Genomic DNA, 17,421 nt, shown 5'->3' with positions numbered 1-17,421 from the left:
GTCAAGGCTTGGGGGATTGTTCTATAGGAGGGCTAGTTTAGTTCTCTTTTTTGTTTTTTAGCAAGAACCCGAGACCTAGAAAGGCAAGGAGACTAATTCCTGCAAACAGGAGTTTGTGCTCGTTTTTGGTTCCTGTATTTGGAAGTTCAGCATGTTTAACTAGGGGCGCAGCTATATTTTCCTTGCTAGAGTTATCTACCGATTCGTTTTTAACAGATTCTTTTACAGATGCTGGTTGTGCTTCTTGTGCTGGTTGTGAAGCTTGTGAATCAGTTGTAGCTTGGCTAGGTTTATTTTCCGCATCAGCTACTTTTGCATCCGGTTTAGTAGAATCAGGTTTAGCTTGTGGAGCTGGATCTGTATTTTGATGTTCAGGTTTGTTTAATCGATTTGGAATATCGCTTGTACTGTGCTCTTGACCTTGACCTTGTTCTTGTCTAGAATTCGGAAGTTCAAATTCTGGTTTATCTTTCATAGCTGGACGGCTTTGAGAGACTCGAAGAACAGTAGCTGTAAGGGCATTCAATTTCAAGCCTTTTTCAGTCCATTCAAGTCCTTGAGGGTTGGCAATTCCTACTGGTCCTGCTTGGTTTTCATCTGCCAAAACTTCAGCATTTCTGAGGTGGGCAAAGGCAGTTCCCAAATTAAATTCGCGAGCTTTTTCATCCGCATTGACAAAGACTGCGTAGATATCACCGTTTGGAGCAGTAATTTGGTAGCCAATTACTACATCCTCTTTTTCTACACCATTTTGACCTGGGACAGTGATGAGCTGGACACGGTCTTTGATATCTTGGAGACTCTTAAGTCGGAAGGCGTCTGTAGATTGACGGAGGGCAATCAAACCTTTCATATAGTCACGGCTCTTGACATTTTCAGGATATGCTTTTCCATCTGTAGCCTTAGTCCAGTCAAACTTGTTAATAGCATCACTCGAATCGTAAGAGTCATGGATGAAGTAAGGATAGTCAAACGGATTGCCGTCCTTATCACGCAACAAGTGAGATTTGTTTGGTTGTTTGTCCTCTGCTACTGGAGTCTTGTAGGCTGGGTCACGGAATTGTTTGGTGCGTCCGTATTCCTGACCAGAGTGGATAAATGGAGTTCCTTGAGCTGTCAAGACCATGAGGTTTCCAAGTCGCAAACGACGGTGGATTTCAGCATAGTTTTCAGCCTTGCTTGGGTCTTTTTTGATAGACTGGGCAATGATATCAAAGAGGGTCAAGTTATCATGGGCGGCGATGTATTGGATGACATCTCCAGGGCTGTCTGCTTCAAAGTTGGTTGGTTGAGCAATCAGATTTTTGAAGATAGTGTTGATATCACGCTTGCCACCTGTGATAAAGGCAGGTTGACCTTCGTTTGGATAGCCAGACTTGAGGTTATTACGGATGTCGTCTGAGAAGACTGCGACAGTATCGGTATGTTTCATCCAATCTTGGTCAGCAGCTCTAGTAGGCATGTTTTCATCACCAGCATAGGTTCTCCAACCTTCACCCAGCATGATAAGATTTGGATTGAGGGCGCGTGCAGCCTTGTAAGCTTCTTCGATAGAAGCTGCATCATGGTCTCCCATCATATCGAAACGGAATCCATCCACTTTGTAGGTATCAACTAGATATTTGATAGAGTCAACTAGGAGACGTTTGGTCATATGGTGGGTTGTCCCCAAGCGTCCACCACCAAAGCTAGTTCGAGGTGTACCATCAGCATCCATAAAGTGGTAGTAGTTTGGCTCTAAATCTTCAAAGATATTGACTTTGGCTGTATGGTTATACACTACGTCCAGGATAGCTCCCATGCCACGTTTGTGGATCTCGTTGATGAGGTTTTTAAATTCTGCGATTCGTTTTTCTGGATTCTTAGGATCGCTTGAGTACATACCAGTCAAGGAGAAGTAGTTTTGAGGGTCATATCCCCAGTTGTAGTTGCTGTTGCTTGAAGCATAGTCAGACAAGCGTTCATGGTTTTTCAATTCATTGACAAAGTAGTAAGACAAGACTGGAAGGAGCTGGATGTGGGTTACACCCAAGTCTTTGAGGTAGTCTAGTTTTTCGATAAAGGCTTCAAAGGTACCAAATGGTTTGGTCAAGTCTTTTGCAATGGCCGGATCTGAAGTGAAGTCACGCACATGAGCTTCATAGATAACGGCATCTTCACGAGTCTTGAAGTTATGAATTTTACCATAAGTCAAGTCTTGAGGTCCTAGTTTTGCTGGATTTACAAAGGCAGCTTTAGCCACTTTATGGGCATCGTCGATCTTAGCATCGTCACTATTCCAAGCAGCGAGAGATTTAGCGTAAGGATCGAGTGCAAGAACAGTTTTACCCTGACGCTCGATTTGGTATTGATAATAGTAGCCAGTGAAATCTGTGATGCCTAATTTGTTTGTGCTATCTAGAGTTTGTTTCCAAGTTCCTCTTTCCCCTTTTTCAAGAGCGACAGTTCCAACCACTTTTTCAGGGTCATTCTTGTCGTAGATAACAACAGAAACCTTATCAGCACTTGGTGACCAAAGGGTCAAATCAACTTGTTTTCCTTCTTCTTTTAGGTCGGCTCCCAGTTTGCCATCATAGCTGTAAGTCTCATCTTTAAGACGCCAGCTTGTTTTGGTGGTGAAGCGGTCGGAATTGTAGCTAACAGTATATGGATGTTTTGTGTCAGAGAAATCTCCACTGTAGGTCACTTTCTTACCAGCTTCATCGATTGCAACATCGGTGATAGTTACCTTGTTTCCTAGGTGATTAGTGATGTTGGAGTGCTTGAGGATATCCTCTTTTTTAGCACCGACTAGTGTTGAAAAACTACTTTCAATGCTAGAAGTTCCTACGTGCTGAGCCCCTGTCATGCGGATATCGTGGACATAGTATGGATTTGTGTAAATCGATTCGTCATCGTCTTTGAGGAAGATTTGGCTATGATTTTTCAAATCTGTGAACTTATAATCTTCTTTACGGATTTTCACATCGTCTCCTTGTTTGCTTCTGTCTAGTAATAAAAATCCAAGGTCTTTAGCTGCATCTTTGAGTGGAATATCGATATAGCGACCATATTTGCCTGTAGCAGTAAAATCTGTTCCGTTAGGCCATTCACCACTACTTGGCTCCTTCACATCTCCCCAGTACCAGAGAGATTTCTTGTCATAATTTCCATCTGTGCGGTAGTAGTTGACGCGAATAGTACCTGCAGGTTGTGGCTCGTAAGAGAAAACCTTGTAATCTTGGTCCAACCAAGCCTCGTTCATTTTTGGAACTAGTTTTTCGGCCGATTTATCGCCTGTTAGATTTTTTCCAGCTGTATTGTTGATGAGGAAGCTAATTTTCTTGGCTTGTTCTCCCTTTAATTTGACATCTAGGTAGTAGCCGTAGTCGTCTTTTTTGGCATCCTTAAAGGACAGGGCTCCGTTTGGCCAATTTTCAGAAGGTTTTTCAACATCGTCCCAAGTCCATAGTCCTTGAGCATCCTTGTTTTCTTCAGGAAGTTTTTTGACATGGATACGGAAGTAGTTGTCTTCGATGGGCTCTTCTGCCTTAGTTTCAGTCGTTACTGGACTAGTAGAAGTAGTTGTCTCACTTGAACGATCTTGTCCAGTTTGTGGTGCTGAATCGGCTGGAGTTGCAGCAGGAGTTGTTGGCTCTGTTGCAGGTTTTTCTTCTTTTTTCTCTAGGGAAGCGTTTGCACTATCAGGTGAAGAAAAATCGCTTTCGTTCTTGCCAGCGATGTTTGTTGCATCAGTAAGAGGTTGGGCAAGGGCAGTAGTAGTTTCACTATTACTTGCGTTAGTGGTTGGTGTACTTTCGTTGGCTGAGATAGTTGGGGTAGCCATAGCAAGTAGGACAAGGCTTGCGCTGATAAGGACAGAACCAGTTCCATTTTTGAGGGAACGGATGCTGTAGACCATTTTTTTCTCAGTTTGAGCTGGTGTTTTTCTCATGATGATTCTCCAATCAATAAATTTCTATATCAGTATAGCATGTAGTAAAACAATATGCAAGCGTTTTCTCAAAATTAAAACAAAAGAAAATCGCAACAGGTTTTGCTACGATTTAGCTAGTATTTCTTATAGGAAAAGATTTTGTCAAAAAATCGTTAATCCCCTTGAAAAATCTAGCTAAATAGGGTATAATATGAGTAATCATTTGTCGTAGGTTTTGTCTGAAATATTGTCCAGACAAGACTCACAGCAGTTAAATCTTCTGAAAAAGTCAGATTTAGCTGCTCTTTTTGTGCTTTTTTTCAGGATTTTGAGTACTTGTAACAAAGACTTAAAGATTCTGAAAATTTGTCAAGAGGACACGGTGATAGGGGTTTTACAACCATATGACGATTAGAAAGCCTGATTGACAAGGCTTGGAACTTATTTACAAAGGAGAATCATCTTGGCAGGACATGACGTTCAATACGGGAAACATCGTACCCGTCGTAGTTTTTCAAGAATCAAAGAAGTTCTTGACTTACCAAATTTGATTGAAATTCAAACTGACTCATTCAAAGATTTCCTAGACCATGGTCTGAAGGAAGTGTTTGAAGATGTATTGCCAATTTCAAACTTCACAGACACAATGGAGTTGGAATTTGTTGGATATGAAATCAAGGAACCAAAATATACGCTAGAAGAAGCTCGTATTCACGATGCTAGCTACTCAGCACCAATTTTTGTAACTTTCCGCTTGATCAATAAAGAAACAGGCGAAATCAAAACCCAAGAAGTTTTCTTTGGTGATTTCCCAATCATGACTGAAATGGGTACTTTCATCATCAATGGTGGTGAACGTATCATCGTATCTCAGTTGGTCCGCTCACCAGGTGTTTACTTTAACGATAAAGTTGATAAAAACGGTAAAGTGGGCTACGGTTCAACGGTTATCCCTAACCGTGGAGCTTGGTTGGAACTTGAAAGCGACTCAAAAGATATCGCCTACACTCGTATCGACCGTACTCGTAAGATTCCATTTACGACATTGGTTCGTGCGCTTGGTTTCTCAGGTGATGATGAAATCTTTGATATCTTTGGTGATAGCGAATTGGTTCGCAACACTGTTGAAAAAGATATCCACAAGAACCCAATGGACTCTCGTACAGACGAAGCCTTGAAAGAAATTTACGAACGCCTTCGTCCAGGTGAGCCTAAGACTGCTGAAAGCTCACGTAGCTTGCTTGTGGCTCGTTTCTTTGACCCACGTCGTTATGACTTGGCAGCAGTTGGTCGTTACAAAATCAATAAAAAACTCAATGTTAAAACACGCTTGCTTAACCAAACCATTGCGGAACCATTGGTAGACCCTGAAACAGGCGAAATCTTGGTAGAAGCTGGAACAATCATGACTCGTAGTGTGATTGAAAGCATTGAAAGCCATTTGGATGGCGACTTGAACAAGATTGTTTACATTCCAAATGATGCAGCCGTTGTGACTGAGCCAGTTGTTCTTCAAAAATTCAAGGTTGTTGCACCAACTGACCCAGACCGTGTTGTAACAATCATTGGTAATGCTAATCCAGATGACAAGGTTCGTATCGTCACTCCTGCAGATATTCTTGCCGAGATGAGCTACTTCCTCAACTTGGCTGAAGGACTTGGGCGTGTAGATGATATCGACCACCTTGGGAACCGTCGTATCCGTGCGGTTGGTGAATTGCTTGCCAACCAAGTACGTTTGGGACTTTCTCGTATGGAACGTAATGTCCGTGAACGTATGTCTGTTCAGGACAACGAAGTCTTGACACCACAACAAATTATCAATATCCGTCCTGTAACAGCTGCAGTTAAAGAATTCTTTGGTTCATCACAGTTGTCACAGTTCATGGACCAACACAACCCGCTTTCTGAGTTGTCTCACAAACGCCGTTTGTCAGCCTTAGGACCTGGTGGTTTGACACGTGACCGTGCTGGATATGAAGTACGTGACGTGCACTACACTCACTATGGTCGTATGTGTCCAATCGAGACACCTGAAGGACCTAACATCGGTTTGATCAATAACTTGTCATCTTACGGGCACTTGAACAAGTATGGTTTTGTTCAAACACCATACCGTAAGGTTGACCGTGAAACAGGTGTTGTCACGAACGAAATCGTTTGGTTGACAGCCGATGAAGAAGATGAATACACTGTAGCACAGGCTAATTCTCGTCTGAATGAAGATGGAACATTTGCTGAAAAAGTTGTCATGGGACGTCACCAAGGGGTCAACCAAGAGTATCCAGCTAATGTTGTTGACTACATGGACGTATCACCAAAACAGGTAGTTGCCGTTGCGACAGCATGTATTCCTTTCTTGGAAAACGATGACTCCAACCGTGCCCTCATGGGAGCCAACATGCAACGTCAGGCTGTGCCATTGATCAATCCTCAAGCACCTTACGTTGGTACTGGTATGGAATACCAAGCAGCCCACGACTCTGGAGCGGCTGTGATTGCTCAGTATGATGGTAAAGTTACTTACGCAGATGCTGACAAGGTAGAAGTTCGTCGTGAAGATGGTTCATTGGACGTTTACCACATTCAAAAATTCCGTCGTTCAAACTCAGGTACCGCTTACAACCAACGTACTCTCGTAAAAGTTGGTGATGCCGTTGAAAAAGGTGATTTCATCGCTGACGGACCTTCTATGGAAAATGGAGAAATGGCGCTTGGACAAAACCCAATCGTTGCCTACATGACTTGGGAAGGTTACAACTTCGAGGATGCCGTTATCATGAGCGAACGCTTGGTTAAAGACGATGTCTACACATCTGTTCACCTTGAAGAATACGAATCAGAAACACGCGATACAAAGCTTGGGCCTGAAGAAATTACTCGTGAAATTCCAAACGTTGGTGAAGATGCCCTTAAAGATCTTGACGAAATGGGTATTATCCGTATCGGTGCTGAGGTTAAAGAAGGTGATATCCTTGTAGGTAAAGTAACACCTAAGGGTGAGAAAGACCTTTCAGCTGAAGAACGTCTCTTGCACGCTATCTTCGGAGATAAATCTCGTGAAGTACGTGACACTTCTCTTCGTGTACCACACGGTGCCGATGGTGTCGTTCGTGATGTTAAGATCTTTACACGTGCAAATGGAGATGAGTTGCAATCAGGTGTTAACATGCTGGTTCGCGTCTACATCGCTCAAAAACGTAAGATCAAGGTCGGAGATAAGATGGCCGGACGTCACGGAAATAAAGGGGTTGTCTCTCGTATCGTTCCTGTAGAAGACATGCCTTATCTTCCAGATGGAACTCCAGTCGATATCATGTTGAACCCACTTGGGGTGCCATCACGTATGAATATCGGTCAGGTTATGGAGCTTCACCTTGGTATGGCTGCTCGTACTCTTGGTATTCATATCGCAACACCAGTCTTTGACGGAGCAAGTTCTGAAGACCTTTGGTCAACTGTTAAAGAAGCTGGTATGGATAGCGATGCCAAAACAATCCTTTACGATGGACGTACTGGGGAACCGTTTGATAACCGTGTTTCTGTCGGAGTCATGTACATGATCAAACTCCACCACATGGTTGACGATAAATTGCACGCTCGTTCAGTCGGACCATACTCAACTGTTACCCAACAACCACTCGGAGGTAAAGCTCAGTTTGGTGGACAACGTTTCGGTGAGATGGAGGTTTGGGCTCTTGAAGCCTACGGTGCGTCAAATGTCCTTCAAGAAATCTTGACTTACAAGTCTGACGATATCAATGGACGTCTGAAAGCTTATGAAGCCATTACAAAAGGAAAACCAATTCCAAAACCAGGTGTTCCAGAATCCTTCCGAGTTCTTGTCAAAGAATTGCAATCTCTTGGTCTTGACATGCGTGTCCTAGACGAAGATGACCAAGAAGTGGAACTTCGTGACTTGGATGAAGGAATGGACGAAGATGTCATCCACGTAGATGACCTTGAAAAAGCCCGCGAAAAAGCAGCACAAGAGGCTAAAGCAGCCTTTGAAGCTGAAGAAGCTGAGAAAGCAACAAAAGCGGAAGCAACAGAAGAAGCTGCTGAAGAAGAATAAGCAGTTCACTTAGAATAGAAAGGGAAGAAATAGTGGTTGATGTAAATCGTTTTAAAAGTATGCAAATCACCCTAGCTTCTCCAAGCAAAGTCCGTTCATGGTCTTATGGAGAAGTCAAAAAACCTGAAACAATCAATTACCGTACCTTGAAGCCAGAACGTGAAGGACTCTTTGATGAAGTTATCTTTGGTCCTACAAAAGACTGGGAATGTGCTTGTGGTAAGTACAAACGCATTCGTTACAGAGGGATTGTTTGTGACCGTTGTGGGGTTGAAGTAACGCGTACGAAAGTTCGTCGTGAGCGTATGGGGCACATTGAATTGAAAGCTCCTGTATCTCACATCTGGTACTTCAAGGGGATTCCAAGCCGTATGGGCTTGACCCTTGATATGAGTCCTCGTGCCCTCGAGGAAGTTATCTACTTTGCGGCTTATGTGGTGATTGATCCTAAGGATACACCACTTGAGCACAAGTCTATCATGACAGAGCGCGAATACCGTGAGCGCTTGCGTGAGTATGGTTATGGATCATTCGTTGCCAAGATGGGTGCCGAAGCTATCCAAGACCTTTTGAAACAAGTAGATCTTGAAAAAGAAATTGCTGAACTCAAAGAAGAGTTGAAAACAGCTACTGGACAAAAACGTGTCAAAGCCATTCGTCGTTTGGATGTTTTGGATGCCTTTTACAAGTCTGGAAACAAACCTGAATGGATGATTCTCAACATCCTTCCAGTTATTCCACCAGATCTTCGTCCAATGTTGCAGTTGGATGGTGGTCGTTTTGCCTCATCTGACTTGAATGACCTTTACCGCCGTGTTATCAACCGTAACAATCGTTTGGCTCGTTTGCTTGAGTTGAATGCGCCTGGTATCATCGTTCAAAATGAGAAGCGTATGCTTCAAGAAGCGGTTGACGCTTTGATTGACAATGGTCGTCGTGGTCGTCCAATCACAGGACCAGGTAGCCGTCCTCTTAAATCATTGAGCCACATGCTAAAAGGGAAACAAGGACGCTTCCGTCAAAACTTGCTTGGTAAACGTGTTGACTTCTCAGGACGTTCCGTTATCGCCGTTGGTCCAACTCTTAAGATGTACCAATGTGGTGTGCCACGTGAAATGGCAATTGAGCTCTTTAAACCATTCGTGATGCGTGAAATCGTTGCCCGTGATATCGTGCAAAACGTCAAAGCGGCTAAACGCTTGGTCGAACGTGGAGATGAGCGTATCTGGGATATCCTTGAAGAAGTGATCAAAGAACACCCAGTGCTTTTGAACCGCGCACCGACCCTTCACCGTTTGGGTATCCAAGCCTTCGAGCCAGTCTTGATTGATGGTAAGGCCCTTCGCTTGCACCCGCTTGTCTGTGAAGCCTACAATGCCGACTTTGACGGAGACCAAATGGCCATCCACGTACCGCTTTCAGAAGAAGCTCAAGCAGAAGCTCGTATCTTGATGCTCGCTGCTGAGCACATCTTGAACCCGAAAGATGGTAAACCAGTTGTTACTCCATCTCAGGACATGGTTTTGGGTAACTACTACTTGACTATGGAAGAAGCTGGTCGTGAAGGTGAAGGAATGGTCTTCAAAGACCGTGACGAAGCGGTTATGGCCTACCGTAATGGTTATGTTCACCTTCACTCACGTGTTGGTATCGCAACAGATAGCCTCAACAAACCTTGGACAGAAGAGCAAAAACATAAGGTCTTGCTTACAACAGTTGGTAAAATTCTCTTCAACGACATCATGCCAGAGGGCCTACCATACTTGCAAGAACCAAACAATGCCAACTTGACAGAAGGCGTTCCAGCTAAATACTTCTTGCCACTTGGTGGAGATATCAAGGAAGCAATCAGCAAACTTGAACTCAACCCTCCATTCAAGAAGAAAAACCTTGGAAATATCATCGCTGAAATCTTCAAACGTTTCCGTACGACAGAAACTTCTGCCCTACTTGACCGCATGAAGAACCTCGGTTACCACCACTCAACTCTTGCAGGATTGACAGTGGGTATTGCCGATATCCCAGTCGTTGATGACAAGGCTGAAATCATTGAAGAATCACACAAACGTGTAGAACAAATCACAAAACAATTCCGTCGTGGTATGATCACAGACGACGAGCGTTACAATGCCGTTACAGCTGAATGGCGTGCTGCCCGTGAAAAACTTGAGAAACGTTTGATTGCCAACCAAGATCCTAAGAACCCAATCGTTATGATGATGGACTCTGGAGCCCGTGGTAACATCTCAAACTTCTCACAGCTTGCCGGTATGCGTGGTCTGATGGCGGCTCCGAACGGACGTATCATGGAATTGCCAATCCTTTCAAACTTCCGCGAAGGTTTGTCGGTATTGGAAATGTTCTTCTCAACTCACGGTGCGCGTAAAGGTATGACCGATACGGCCCTTAAGACAGCCGACTCAGGTTACTTGACTCGTCGTTTGGTTGACGTTGCCCAAGACGTTATCATCCGTGAGGACGACTGTGGAACAGATCGTGGTCTCTTGATCCGCTCTATCGCAGAAGGAAAAGAGATGATCGAATCACTCGAAGAGCGTCTCAATGGTCGTTACACTAAGAAAACTGTTAAACATCCAGAAACTGGTGCAGTGATCATTGGTCCAAATGAGTTGATTACAGAAGACAAGGCGCGTGAAATTGTCAACGCTGGTGTGGAAGAAGTGACTATCCGCTCTGTATTTACATGTAACACTCGTCATGGTGTCTGCCGTCATTGTTACGGTATCAACTTGGCGACTGGTGATGCGGTTGAAGTTGGTGAAGCAGTTGGTACAATCGCTGCCCAATCTATCGGGGAACCTGGTACACAGCTTACAATGCGTACCTTCCACACGGGTGGGGTTGCCTCAAATACCGATATCACTCAGGGTCTTCCTCGTGTCCAAGAAATCTTTGAAGCCCGCAATCCTAAAGGGGAAGCGGTTATCACAGAGGTTAAAGGACAAGTTACTGCTATCGAAGAAGATGCCTCAACTCGTACTAAGAAAGTCTTTGTTAAGGGCGAAACTGGCGAAGGTGAATACGTCGTACCATTTACAGCTCGTATGCGTGTCGAAGTTGGGGACCAAGTAGCGCGTGGTGCTGCTCTTACAGAAGGTTCTATCCAACCAAAACGTCTCCTTGCAGTTCGTGATGTCTTGTCGGTTGAAACTTACCTTCTCGGTGAAGTACAAAAAGTTTACCGTAGCCAAGGGGTAGAAATCGGTGACAAACACATCGAGGTAATGGTTCGTCAAATGATCCGTAAAGTCCGTGTCATGGATCCAGGTGACACAGATCTTCTCATGGGTACCCTCATGGATATCAATGACTTTACAGATGCTAACAAAGATGTCCTTATCGCAGGTGGGGTTCCAGCAACAGGTCGCCCAGTTCTTATGGGAATTACCAAAGCCTCGCTTGAAACCAACAGTTTCTTGTCAGCGGCTTCCTTCCAGGAAACAACTCGTGTCCTTACAGATGCAGCTATCCGTGGTAAGAAAGACCATCTTCTTGGACTTAAAGAAAATGTTATCATCGGTAAGATCATCCCAGCAGGTACTGGTATGGCCCGTTACCGTAATCTTGAACCACATGCTGTCAACGAAGAAGAATACCTTAATCCTCCAGTAGAGGAAGAAGGAAACGAAGAAACAACAGAAGTAGTTGTGGATACTGCCGTTGAAACTGTGGAAGAAACAGTAGAATAAAAGAGAATGAGAGAGCCCTCGGGTTCTCTTTCTCTTTTTCTGAAAACTTTCTCCATTTTTCCATGAAATGTGGTAAAATAATACTCAATGAAAATCAAAGAGTAAACTAGGAAACTAGCCGCAGGTTGCTCAAAGCACTGCTTTGAGGTTGTAGATAGAACTGACGAAGTCAGTCACATATATACGGTAAGGCGACGTTGACGTGGTTTGAATTTGATTTTCGAAGAGTATAAAAGAAAGAAGCTGACAAAGGAGACAGGTATGGAACAAACATTTTTTATCATTAAACCAGACGGTGTAAAAAGAGGACTAGTAGGTGAAGTGTTAAAACGCATCGAACAACGTGGATTGACAATCGAAAAATTGGAGTTGCGTACACAGCTTTCAGAAGAGTTGATTGACCAGCACTATCAGGACTTGGTTGGCCAAAGTTTTTACCCACCGATTCGTGAATTTATGACTTCAGGACCGGTTCTTGTAGGTATTATTTCTGGTCCCAAAGTAATTGAAACTTGGCGGACTATGATGGGTGCGACTCGTCCAGAAGAAGCTTTACCAGGCACTATTCGAGGTGATTTTGCAAAAGCTGCTGGAGAAAATGAGGTTATCCAAAATGTTGTACATGGTTCAGATTCAGAAGAGTCAGCTAAGCGAGAAATTGCTCTTTGGTTTTAAGAATTGATTGGCTCAATCAATCGGTTAAAAGCTCATAAAAAAGAAAGGACTAACTTCGTCCTTTCTCGTTCTTAGCTTTTCTTCAACCTACTACAGTAGATAAACATACTGAATAGCTACTGTCTTGACTCATTTAATTCTTAAAGCCTTGATAGAGTTGACAAATGGTAGAAAAAAGCTCTTTTTACTAAGTTAAGTATCAACTACAGTTACGATTAGCATTCGTTACTTAGCCCACTCACCATTATAGTTTACGTAGTAACCATCTACTGTGGTATTAACAGCTAGAGCACCTGAACCATAAGCATAGTACCATTTGCCATTAACCTGGAACCAACCTGTCTTCATATCTCCATTACTTGCATTTAGGTAGTACCAAGTTGAACCATCTTGATACCAACCAGTTACCATAGCTCCTGAGGAACGGAGATAGTACCAACGGTTACCAACATATACCCAACCTGTCTTCATATCACCATTTTTATTATCTAAATAATACCAAGTTGAACCATCTTGATACCAACCAATTGCCATTGCACCTGATGAACGGAGGTAGTACCACTTATTGCCAATTTGCTTCCAACCAGTTTGCATGATACCAGTTTCTGAATCTAGATAGTACCAAGCTGAACCATCATTTATCCAACCTACACGTCTTTCACCACCAAGATTCTTATTCCCAGAATTTCCTGTTTTTGCTAGGTAATACCAGTTAGATTGATCATAAAGCCAACCTGTCTTTAAATAATGATCTTGATCAAAGTAGTAGTATGCTAATTTAAGAACTTCGGGACCTTCCCAGCCTTCACCATGTTTTTTCCCAACGGTTAAGGAATATTTTAGCTCTAATTCTTGCCAACCAACAAACTCTTGTAGCACTCCATTTTCGTCAAAGTAGTACCATTCTGGCATTGGGGAACCTTCTAATCTGATACCATTAGGGTAAGGACCAATTGTATATCCTTTAACTGGCATTGGAATGTACTGCCAACCAACAACCATTTCGCCATTATAATCAAAATAATAGGTCTTCCCATCAATCACTCGCCAGTCCGTTTCTTTGAGGTCCCCTTTTTTGTAATAGGTTCTACCGTTTTCTTGGACAAACTGCCATCCTTCAGAGTTATCTGCAAATACTGTATTCGTAGCTAGCAAACCAAAGAAAATTACTGTTAGTCCAGCTTGCATAGTTTTTTTCAAAAGTTTCATTTATATATACCTCCAATATTAAATCCACTCACCAGATGAAGCGAAATTATAAACTTTACCATTTGTCTATTCTTCTGAACAAACTGTTGATAGGGAATTGTATTACCAAATGCAAGAACACTTAGTAATACAAATATAACTATTTTTTTAATTCCACGATTTCTCCTCATCTTATATTATGAACCTCCTTTCTTTCTGCTTAATTCTAACACACATATGAAAATCAGTCAAGTTTTTATGTATATTTTGACTTTTTTGGGGGTTTATTACCATAAAGAATTATTTATTCCTTTAACTTGCTATTTTGAACTAAAAATTTTATAATGAAATTAAGCAAATAGGAAGGTTTATTATCTTTAATGAATACACTCGCAGAGAAATTCAGATTGAAAAGAAAAGAGTTAGGTCTCTCCCAACAAACTCTTGCAGAAGGAATTTGTGAACAAAGCCAGATTAGTAAAATTGAGAGAGGGCATTTCATTCCCTCCGCAGACCTTTTGTTCAAACTCTCGCAACGACTTGAAGTGCCATTAGATTATTTTTTTAATGAACAAATTGAAATTAAATCTAACCTCTCTAATTTCAAGCAATTATCTGTTCGACTATTAGATGATAGAAATTATGACGATTTGGAATATATTTATAGAATAGAGATTGAACGAAGTACTTTTCTAACACTAGAAGACCGAACTTACCTTGAATGGATTAAAGCTATTATTGACTTCTATCAATATGACAGTAAGTGTGAGGCTATTTCTTCATTGGAAAATATATTATTAAAAGTCTCTTCAAATACTCTGATTTATTTAAAGGCGTTGAATACTCTATCTAATTTCTATTCCTTAGTGGGTCGTGAACAAGAATATGAGGCAAACTACTCTCATTTGATGGAGTTATATCAGACAAAAAATTTTGAGCATCAAGAGTTTTTATTTGGCTACATCAGAGTTCGTTACAACTACGCTCACTACCTAGTGTCAAAGGAAAAATATAACGAAGCTATCCAAGAAGCTCTTGAGACGATTGAACTCTGTAAACAAAGACAGACAAGCTACCAACTGGCTCCTCTATTTATTCTTGTAGGAAATGCTGGAGCCAAATTTCTAGACAAAGAACAAGTCAAAAATTATTATATAGAAGCAAGAGAGTTATGTAAGATTTATAACAATCCTTTAATGTTGATGAAGATAGAAAATTATTTGAAGGAATTAGATACTGTTTAGTTAATCTTGACATTATAGTTTTTCTGAAACGTTAAATAACCTGTAAGGCTGATAGTGAAATTAATACTATCAGCCTTATTTTCATTATGTGACTATTAGTCCGTCTCGCTCCGTTAGGTGCGAGACAAAAAAACCACCCGCTATGCGGGTGCGCGTCGAAGGTTATACCAAAAAAACTCCGAACGCGATACAATAAAGGTGTTCAAGCCAATTGTAAAGCGAAAGGAGAAAAATATGGCACAAAAGGCTCATAGTTTATCGCACACAAAGTGGCACTGTAAGTATCACATTGTGTTCACCCCTAAGTATAGACGAAAAGTCATCTATAATCAATATCGAAGTAGTTTAGGCGAAATATTTCATCGCTTGTGTAGTTATAAAGGAGTTGAAATTATCGAGGGTCACTTAATGCCAGACCATGTACACATGTTAGTAAGTATTCCACCGAGGATAAGTGTTTCGAGTTTCATGGGTTATTTAAAAGGAAAAAGTGCACTCATGATGTTTGACAAACACGCCAATCTCAAGTATAAGTTTGGGAATCGGCATTTCTGGGCGGAAGGTTATTATGTGAGTACAGTAGGACTTAATGAAGCCACAATTAAGAAATATATTCAAGAACAGGAAAAGCATGATATAGCACTAGATAAATTAAGTGTAAAAGAATATGAGGATCCCTTTAGGGATAGTGGTAAGTAATACTAAAGCCTCTTTGAGAGGCAAGTGACGAGTCAAGAGCAATAAGGCTTGAACAAAGTGAAAGCCAGCGTCTTTAGGCGCTGGCTGGTAATTTGGGCTTATAGCCCTGGAACAAACCACCCGTTTGACGGGTGGTCATGATTGAGTATTAGTCTCAGGTGTTTGTTTAGCGTCTAAAAGAGACATTTGAGAAGATTGAAAACAGTTCTCTCTTTTCTCCTAGTATAATGATTGGTAGGAAGGGAGAGAAAAGATGAAATCAATGAGAATCTTATTTTTGTTAGCTTTAATTCAAATCAGTTTGAGTAGCTGTTTCCTATGGAAGGAATGTATCTTGTCCTTTAAACAAAGTACAGCTTTTTTCATCGGAAGTATGGTATTCGTTTCGGGAATCTGTGCTGGAGTAAATTATCTTTATACCCGTAAGCAAGAAGTCCATAGTGTCCTAGCCAGTAAGAAGTCAGTGAAGCTTCTTTACAGTATCCTGCTCTTAATTAATTTGTTAGGAGCTGTTCTTGTCCTGTCAGATAACTTGTTCATCAAAAATACGTTGCAGCAAGAATTAGTTGACTTTTTATTGCCATCCTTCTTTTTCCTATTTGGACTAGATTTGCTGATTTTTTTACCCTTGAAAAAATACATGCGCGATTTTCTTGCTATGCTAGATAGAAAAAAGACAGTGTTGGTGACTATTTTAGCAACACTTCTCTTCTTAAGAAATCCAATGACCATTGTCTCACTTCTGATGTATATTGGACTGGGTTTGTTTTTTGCAGCCTATCTTGTCCCAAATTCTGTTAAAAAGGAAGTTTCCTTTTATGGTCATATTTTCCGAGATCTTGTATTGGTCATTGCTACGCTCATTTTCTTTTAGAGAAAGCTTGTTTTTATGGATGTTATGATGGTAAGTTTAGCAGGAAAATAGACACAAAAGAAAAGTTTTTGGTATAATAAGAATATGTACACAAAAAATGAAGAAGAGCTACAAGCCTTAGGGGAGCGTTTGGGCCATTTATTAGAAAAGAATGATGTTTTAATCTTAACTGGAGAACTGGGCGCAGGTAAAACGACCTTTACTAAAGGACTTGCAAAGGGATTACAGATTTCCCAGATGATTAAAAGTCCAACCTATACTATCGTAAGAGAGTATGAAGGAGGCAGACTGCCACTTTATCACCTAGATGTTTATCGAATTGAAGGAGATGCGGATTCTATCGATTTGGATGAGTTTCTCTTTGGTGGCGGAGTGACTGTTATCGAGTGGGGAAATCTCTTAGGAGATGCCTTGCCAGATACTTATTTAGAGTTGGAAATTCTAAAAGAAGAAGACGGTCGCAGATTACATTTCCAAGCAAAGGGTTTGCATGCAGAAAAACTCTTAGAGGAGCTTCAACATGGAGTATGAATTGCTCATTAGGGAAGCAGAGCCTAAAGATGCAGCTGAATTAGTGGCCTTTTTAAATTGTGTAAGTTTGGAGACAGATTTTACCAGCCTAGACAGAGATGGTATTCTCTTGACCAGTGAGGAGATGGAAATATTCCTCAACAAGCAAGCTAGTTCGGACAATCAGATAACCTTACTTGCATTCTTAAATGATAAAATTGCTGGTATTATAAATATTACAGCTGACCAGCGCAAGAGAGTCCGTCATATTGGAGATCTCTTCATTGTGATTGGAAAAAGATATTGGAATAATGGATTGGGAAGTTTGTTGCTAGAAGAAGCGATAGAGTGGGCACAAGCAAGTGGCATTCTGCGTCGTCTCCAGCTGACTGTCCAAACTCGTAATCAAGCAGCAGTTCATCTTTATCAAAAGCATGGCTTTGTCATTGAAGGTCGCCAAGAGCGTGGAGCATATATAGAAGAAGGGAAATTTATCGATGTTTACTTGATGGGTAAACTGATAGATTAGT

At 41.6% G+C, this 17,421-nt stretch carries 11 protein-coding genes; 8 read left to right on the top strand and 3 right to left on the bottom strand.

Translation table 11 applies throughout. From position 1 onward, the window contains the following. Positions 1-37: 37 nt before the first annotated feature. The gene (locus QS39_RS00955; protein ID WP_077804371.1) at positions 38-3,934 is read right to left on the bottom strand and encodes a pullulanase; all 3,897 of its coding nucleotides are present in this window, start codon (positions 3,932-3,934) and stop codon (positions 38-40) included. Positions 3,935-4,379: 445 nt separating this feature from the next. On the opposite strand from QS39_RS00955, the gene rpoB reads away from it, so the two are divergent. From rpoB to ndk, 3 genes are all read left to right on the top strand, one after another. Further along, positions 4,380-7,991 (top strand): DNA-directed RNA polymerase subunit beta, encoded by a 3,612-nt coding sequence (gene rpoB, locus QS39_RS00950; RefSeq protein ID WP_077804370.1) that lies wholly within the window; start codon positions 4,380-4,382, stop codon positions 7,989-7,991. A gap of 32 nt (positions 7,992-8,023) precedes the next feature. Continuing rightward, complete coding sequence (rpoC, locus tag QS39_RS00945) at positions 8,024-11,701, top strand: DNA-directed RNA polymerase subunit beta' (RefSeq protein WP_000228741.1); 3,678 nt, start codon at positions 8,024-8,026, stop codon at positions 11,699-11,701. Between the two features lie 261 nt (positions 11,702-11,962). Beyond that, complete coding sequence (gene ndk / locus QS39_RS00940) at positions 11,963-12,376, top strand: nucleoside-diphosphate kinase (RefSeq protein WP_077804369.1); 414 nt, start codon at positions 11,963-11,965, stop codon at positions 12,374-12,376. 225 nt (positions 12,377-12,601) lie between these two features. Here the strand turns inward: ndk and cbpJ are convergent, their stop codons facing one another. Then, positions 12,602-13,585, bottom strand: coding sequence for a choline-binding protein CbpJ (gene cbpJ / locus QS39_RS00935; protein WP_077804368.1), 984 nt, complete (start codon positions 13,583-13,585; stop codon positions 12,602-12,604). Continuing rightward, positions 13,582-13,755: a PhrA family quorum-sensing system peptide gene (locus QS39_RS11540; protein ID WP_023945399.1), complete on the bottom strand. Its 174-nt coding sequence runs from the start codon at positions 13,753-13,755 to the stop codon at positions 13,582-13,584. The genes cbpJ and QS39_RS11540 overlap by 4 nt, the downstream gene beginning before the upstream one ends. A gap of 189 nt (positions 13,756-13,944) precedes the next feature. On the opposite strand from QS39_RS11540, the gene QS39_RS00925 reads away from it, so the two are divergent. From QS39_RS00925 to QS39_RS00905, 5 genes are all read left to right on the top strand, one after another. Beyond that, positions 13,945-14,808 (top strand): helix-turn-helix domain-containing protein, encoded by an 864-nt coding sequence (locus tag QS39_RS00925; RefSeq protein WP_077804367.1) that lies wholly within the window; start codon positions 13,945-13,947, stop codon positions 14,806-14,808. Between the two features lie 234 nt (positions 14,809-15,042). Continuing rightward, entirely contained in the window at positions 15,043-15,507 is a 465-nt protein-coding gene (gene tnpA / locus QS39_RS00920) for an IS200/IS605 family transposase (RefSeq protein WP_000057429.1), read from the top strand. A 253-nt stretch (positions 15,508-15,760) separates the two neighbouring features. Next, entirely contained in the window at positions 15,761-16,381 is a 621-nt protein-coding gene (locus tag QS39_RS00915) for a hypothetical protein (protein WP_060805194.1), read from the top strand. A gap of 84 nt (positions 16,382-16,465) precedes the next feature. Next, a complete protein-coding gene (gene tsaE / locus QS39_RS00910; RefSeq protein ID WP_077804366.1) occupies positions 16,466-16,912 on the top strand; it encodes a tRNA (adenosine(37)-N6)-threonylcarbamoyltransferase complex ATPase subunit type 1 TsaE in 447 nt (148 codons plus the stop codon). Continuing rightward, positions 16,902-17,420, top strand: coding sequence for a GNAT family N-acetyltransferase (locus tag QS39_RS00905; RefSeq protein WP_077804365.1), 519 nt, complete (start codon positions 16,902-16,904; stop codon positions 17,418-17,420). Before tsaE ends, QS39_RS00905 begins: the two co-directional genes overlap by 11 nt. Position 17,421 lies beyond the last annotated feature (1 nt).

The organism is Streptococcus mitis (assembly GCF_002005545.1).
In the GTDB taxonomy this organism is placed as follows: domain Bacteria; phylum Bacillota; class Bacilli; order Lactobacillales; family Streptococcaceae; genus Streptococcus; species Streptococcus mitis_I.
The sequence above is the reverse complement of the archived record's forward strand: the minus strand, read 5'-3'. Positions and strand labels throughout refer to the sequence as shown.

Excerpts from the sequence above, each read along its gene's own strand:
- tnpA (WP_000057429.1), top strand. The coding sequence starts at position 15,043 with ATGGCACAAAAGGCTCATAGTTTATCGCACACAAAGTGGCACTGTAAG.
- QS39_RS00915 (WP_060805194.1), top strand. The coding sequence starts at position 15,761 with ATGAAATCAATGAGAATCTTATTTTTGTTAGCTTTAATTCAAATCAGT.
- tsaE (WP_077804366.1), top strand. The coding sequence starts at position 16,466 with ATGTACACAAAAAATGAAGAAGAGCTACAAGCCTTAGGGGAGCGTTTG.
- QS39_RS00905 (WP_077804365.1), top strand. The coding sequence starts at position 16,902 with ATGGAGTATGAATTGCTCATTAGGGAAGCAGAGCCTAAAGATGCAGCT.
- QS39_RS00955 (WP_077804371.1), bottom strand. The coding sequence starts at position 3,934 with ATGAGAAAAACACCAGCTCAAACTGAGAAAAAAATGGTCTACAGCATC.
- cbpJ (WP_077804368.1), bottom strand. The coding sequence starts at position 13,585 with ATGAAACTTTTGAAAAAAACTATGCAAGCTGGACTAACAGTAATTTTC.
- QS39_RS00925 (WP_077804367.1), top strand. The coding sequence starts at position 13,945 with ATGAATACACTCGCAGAGAAATTCAGATTGAAAAGAAAAGAGTTAGGT.
- QS39_RS11540 (WP_023945399.1), bottom strand. The coding sequence starts at position 13,755 with ATGAGGAGAAATCGTGGAATTAAAAAAATAGTTATATTTGTATTACTA.
- ndk (WP_077804369.1), top strand. The coding sequence starts at position 11,963 with ATGGAACAAACATTTTTTATCATTAAACCAGACGGTGTAAAAAGAGGA.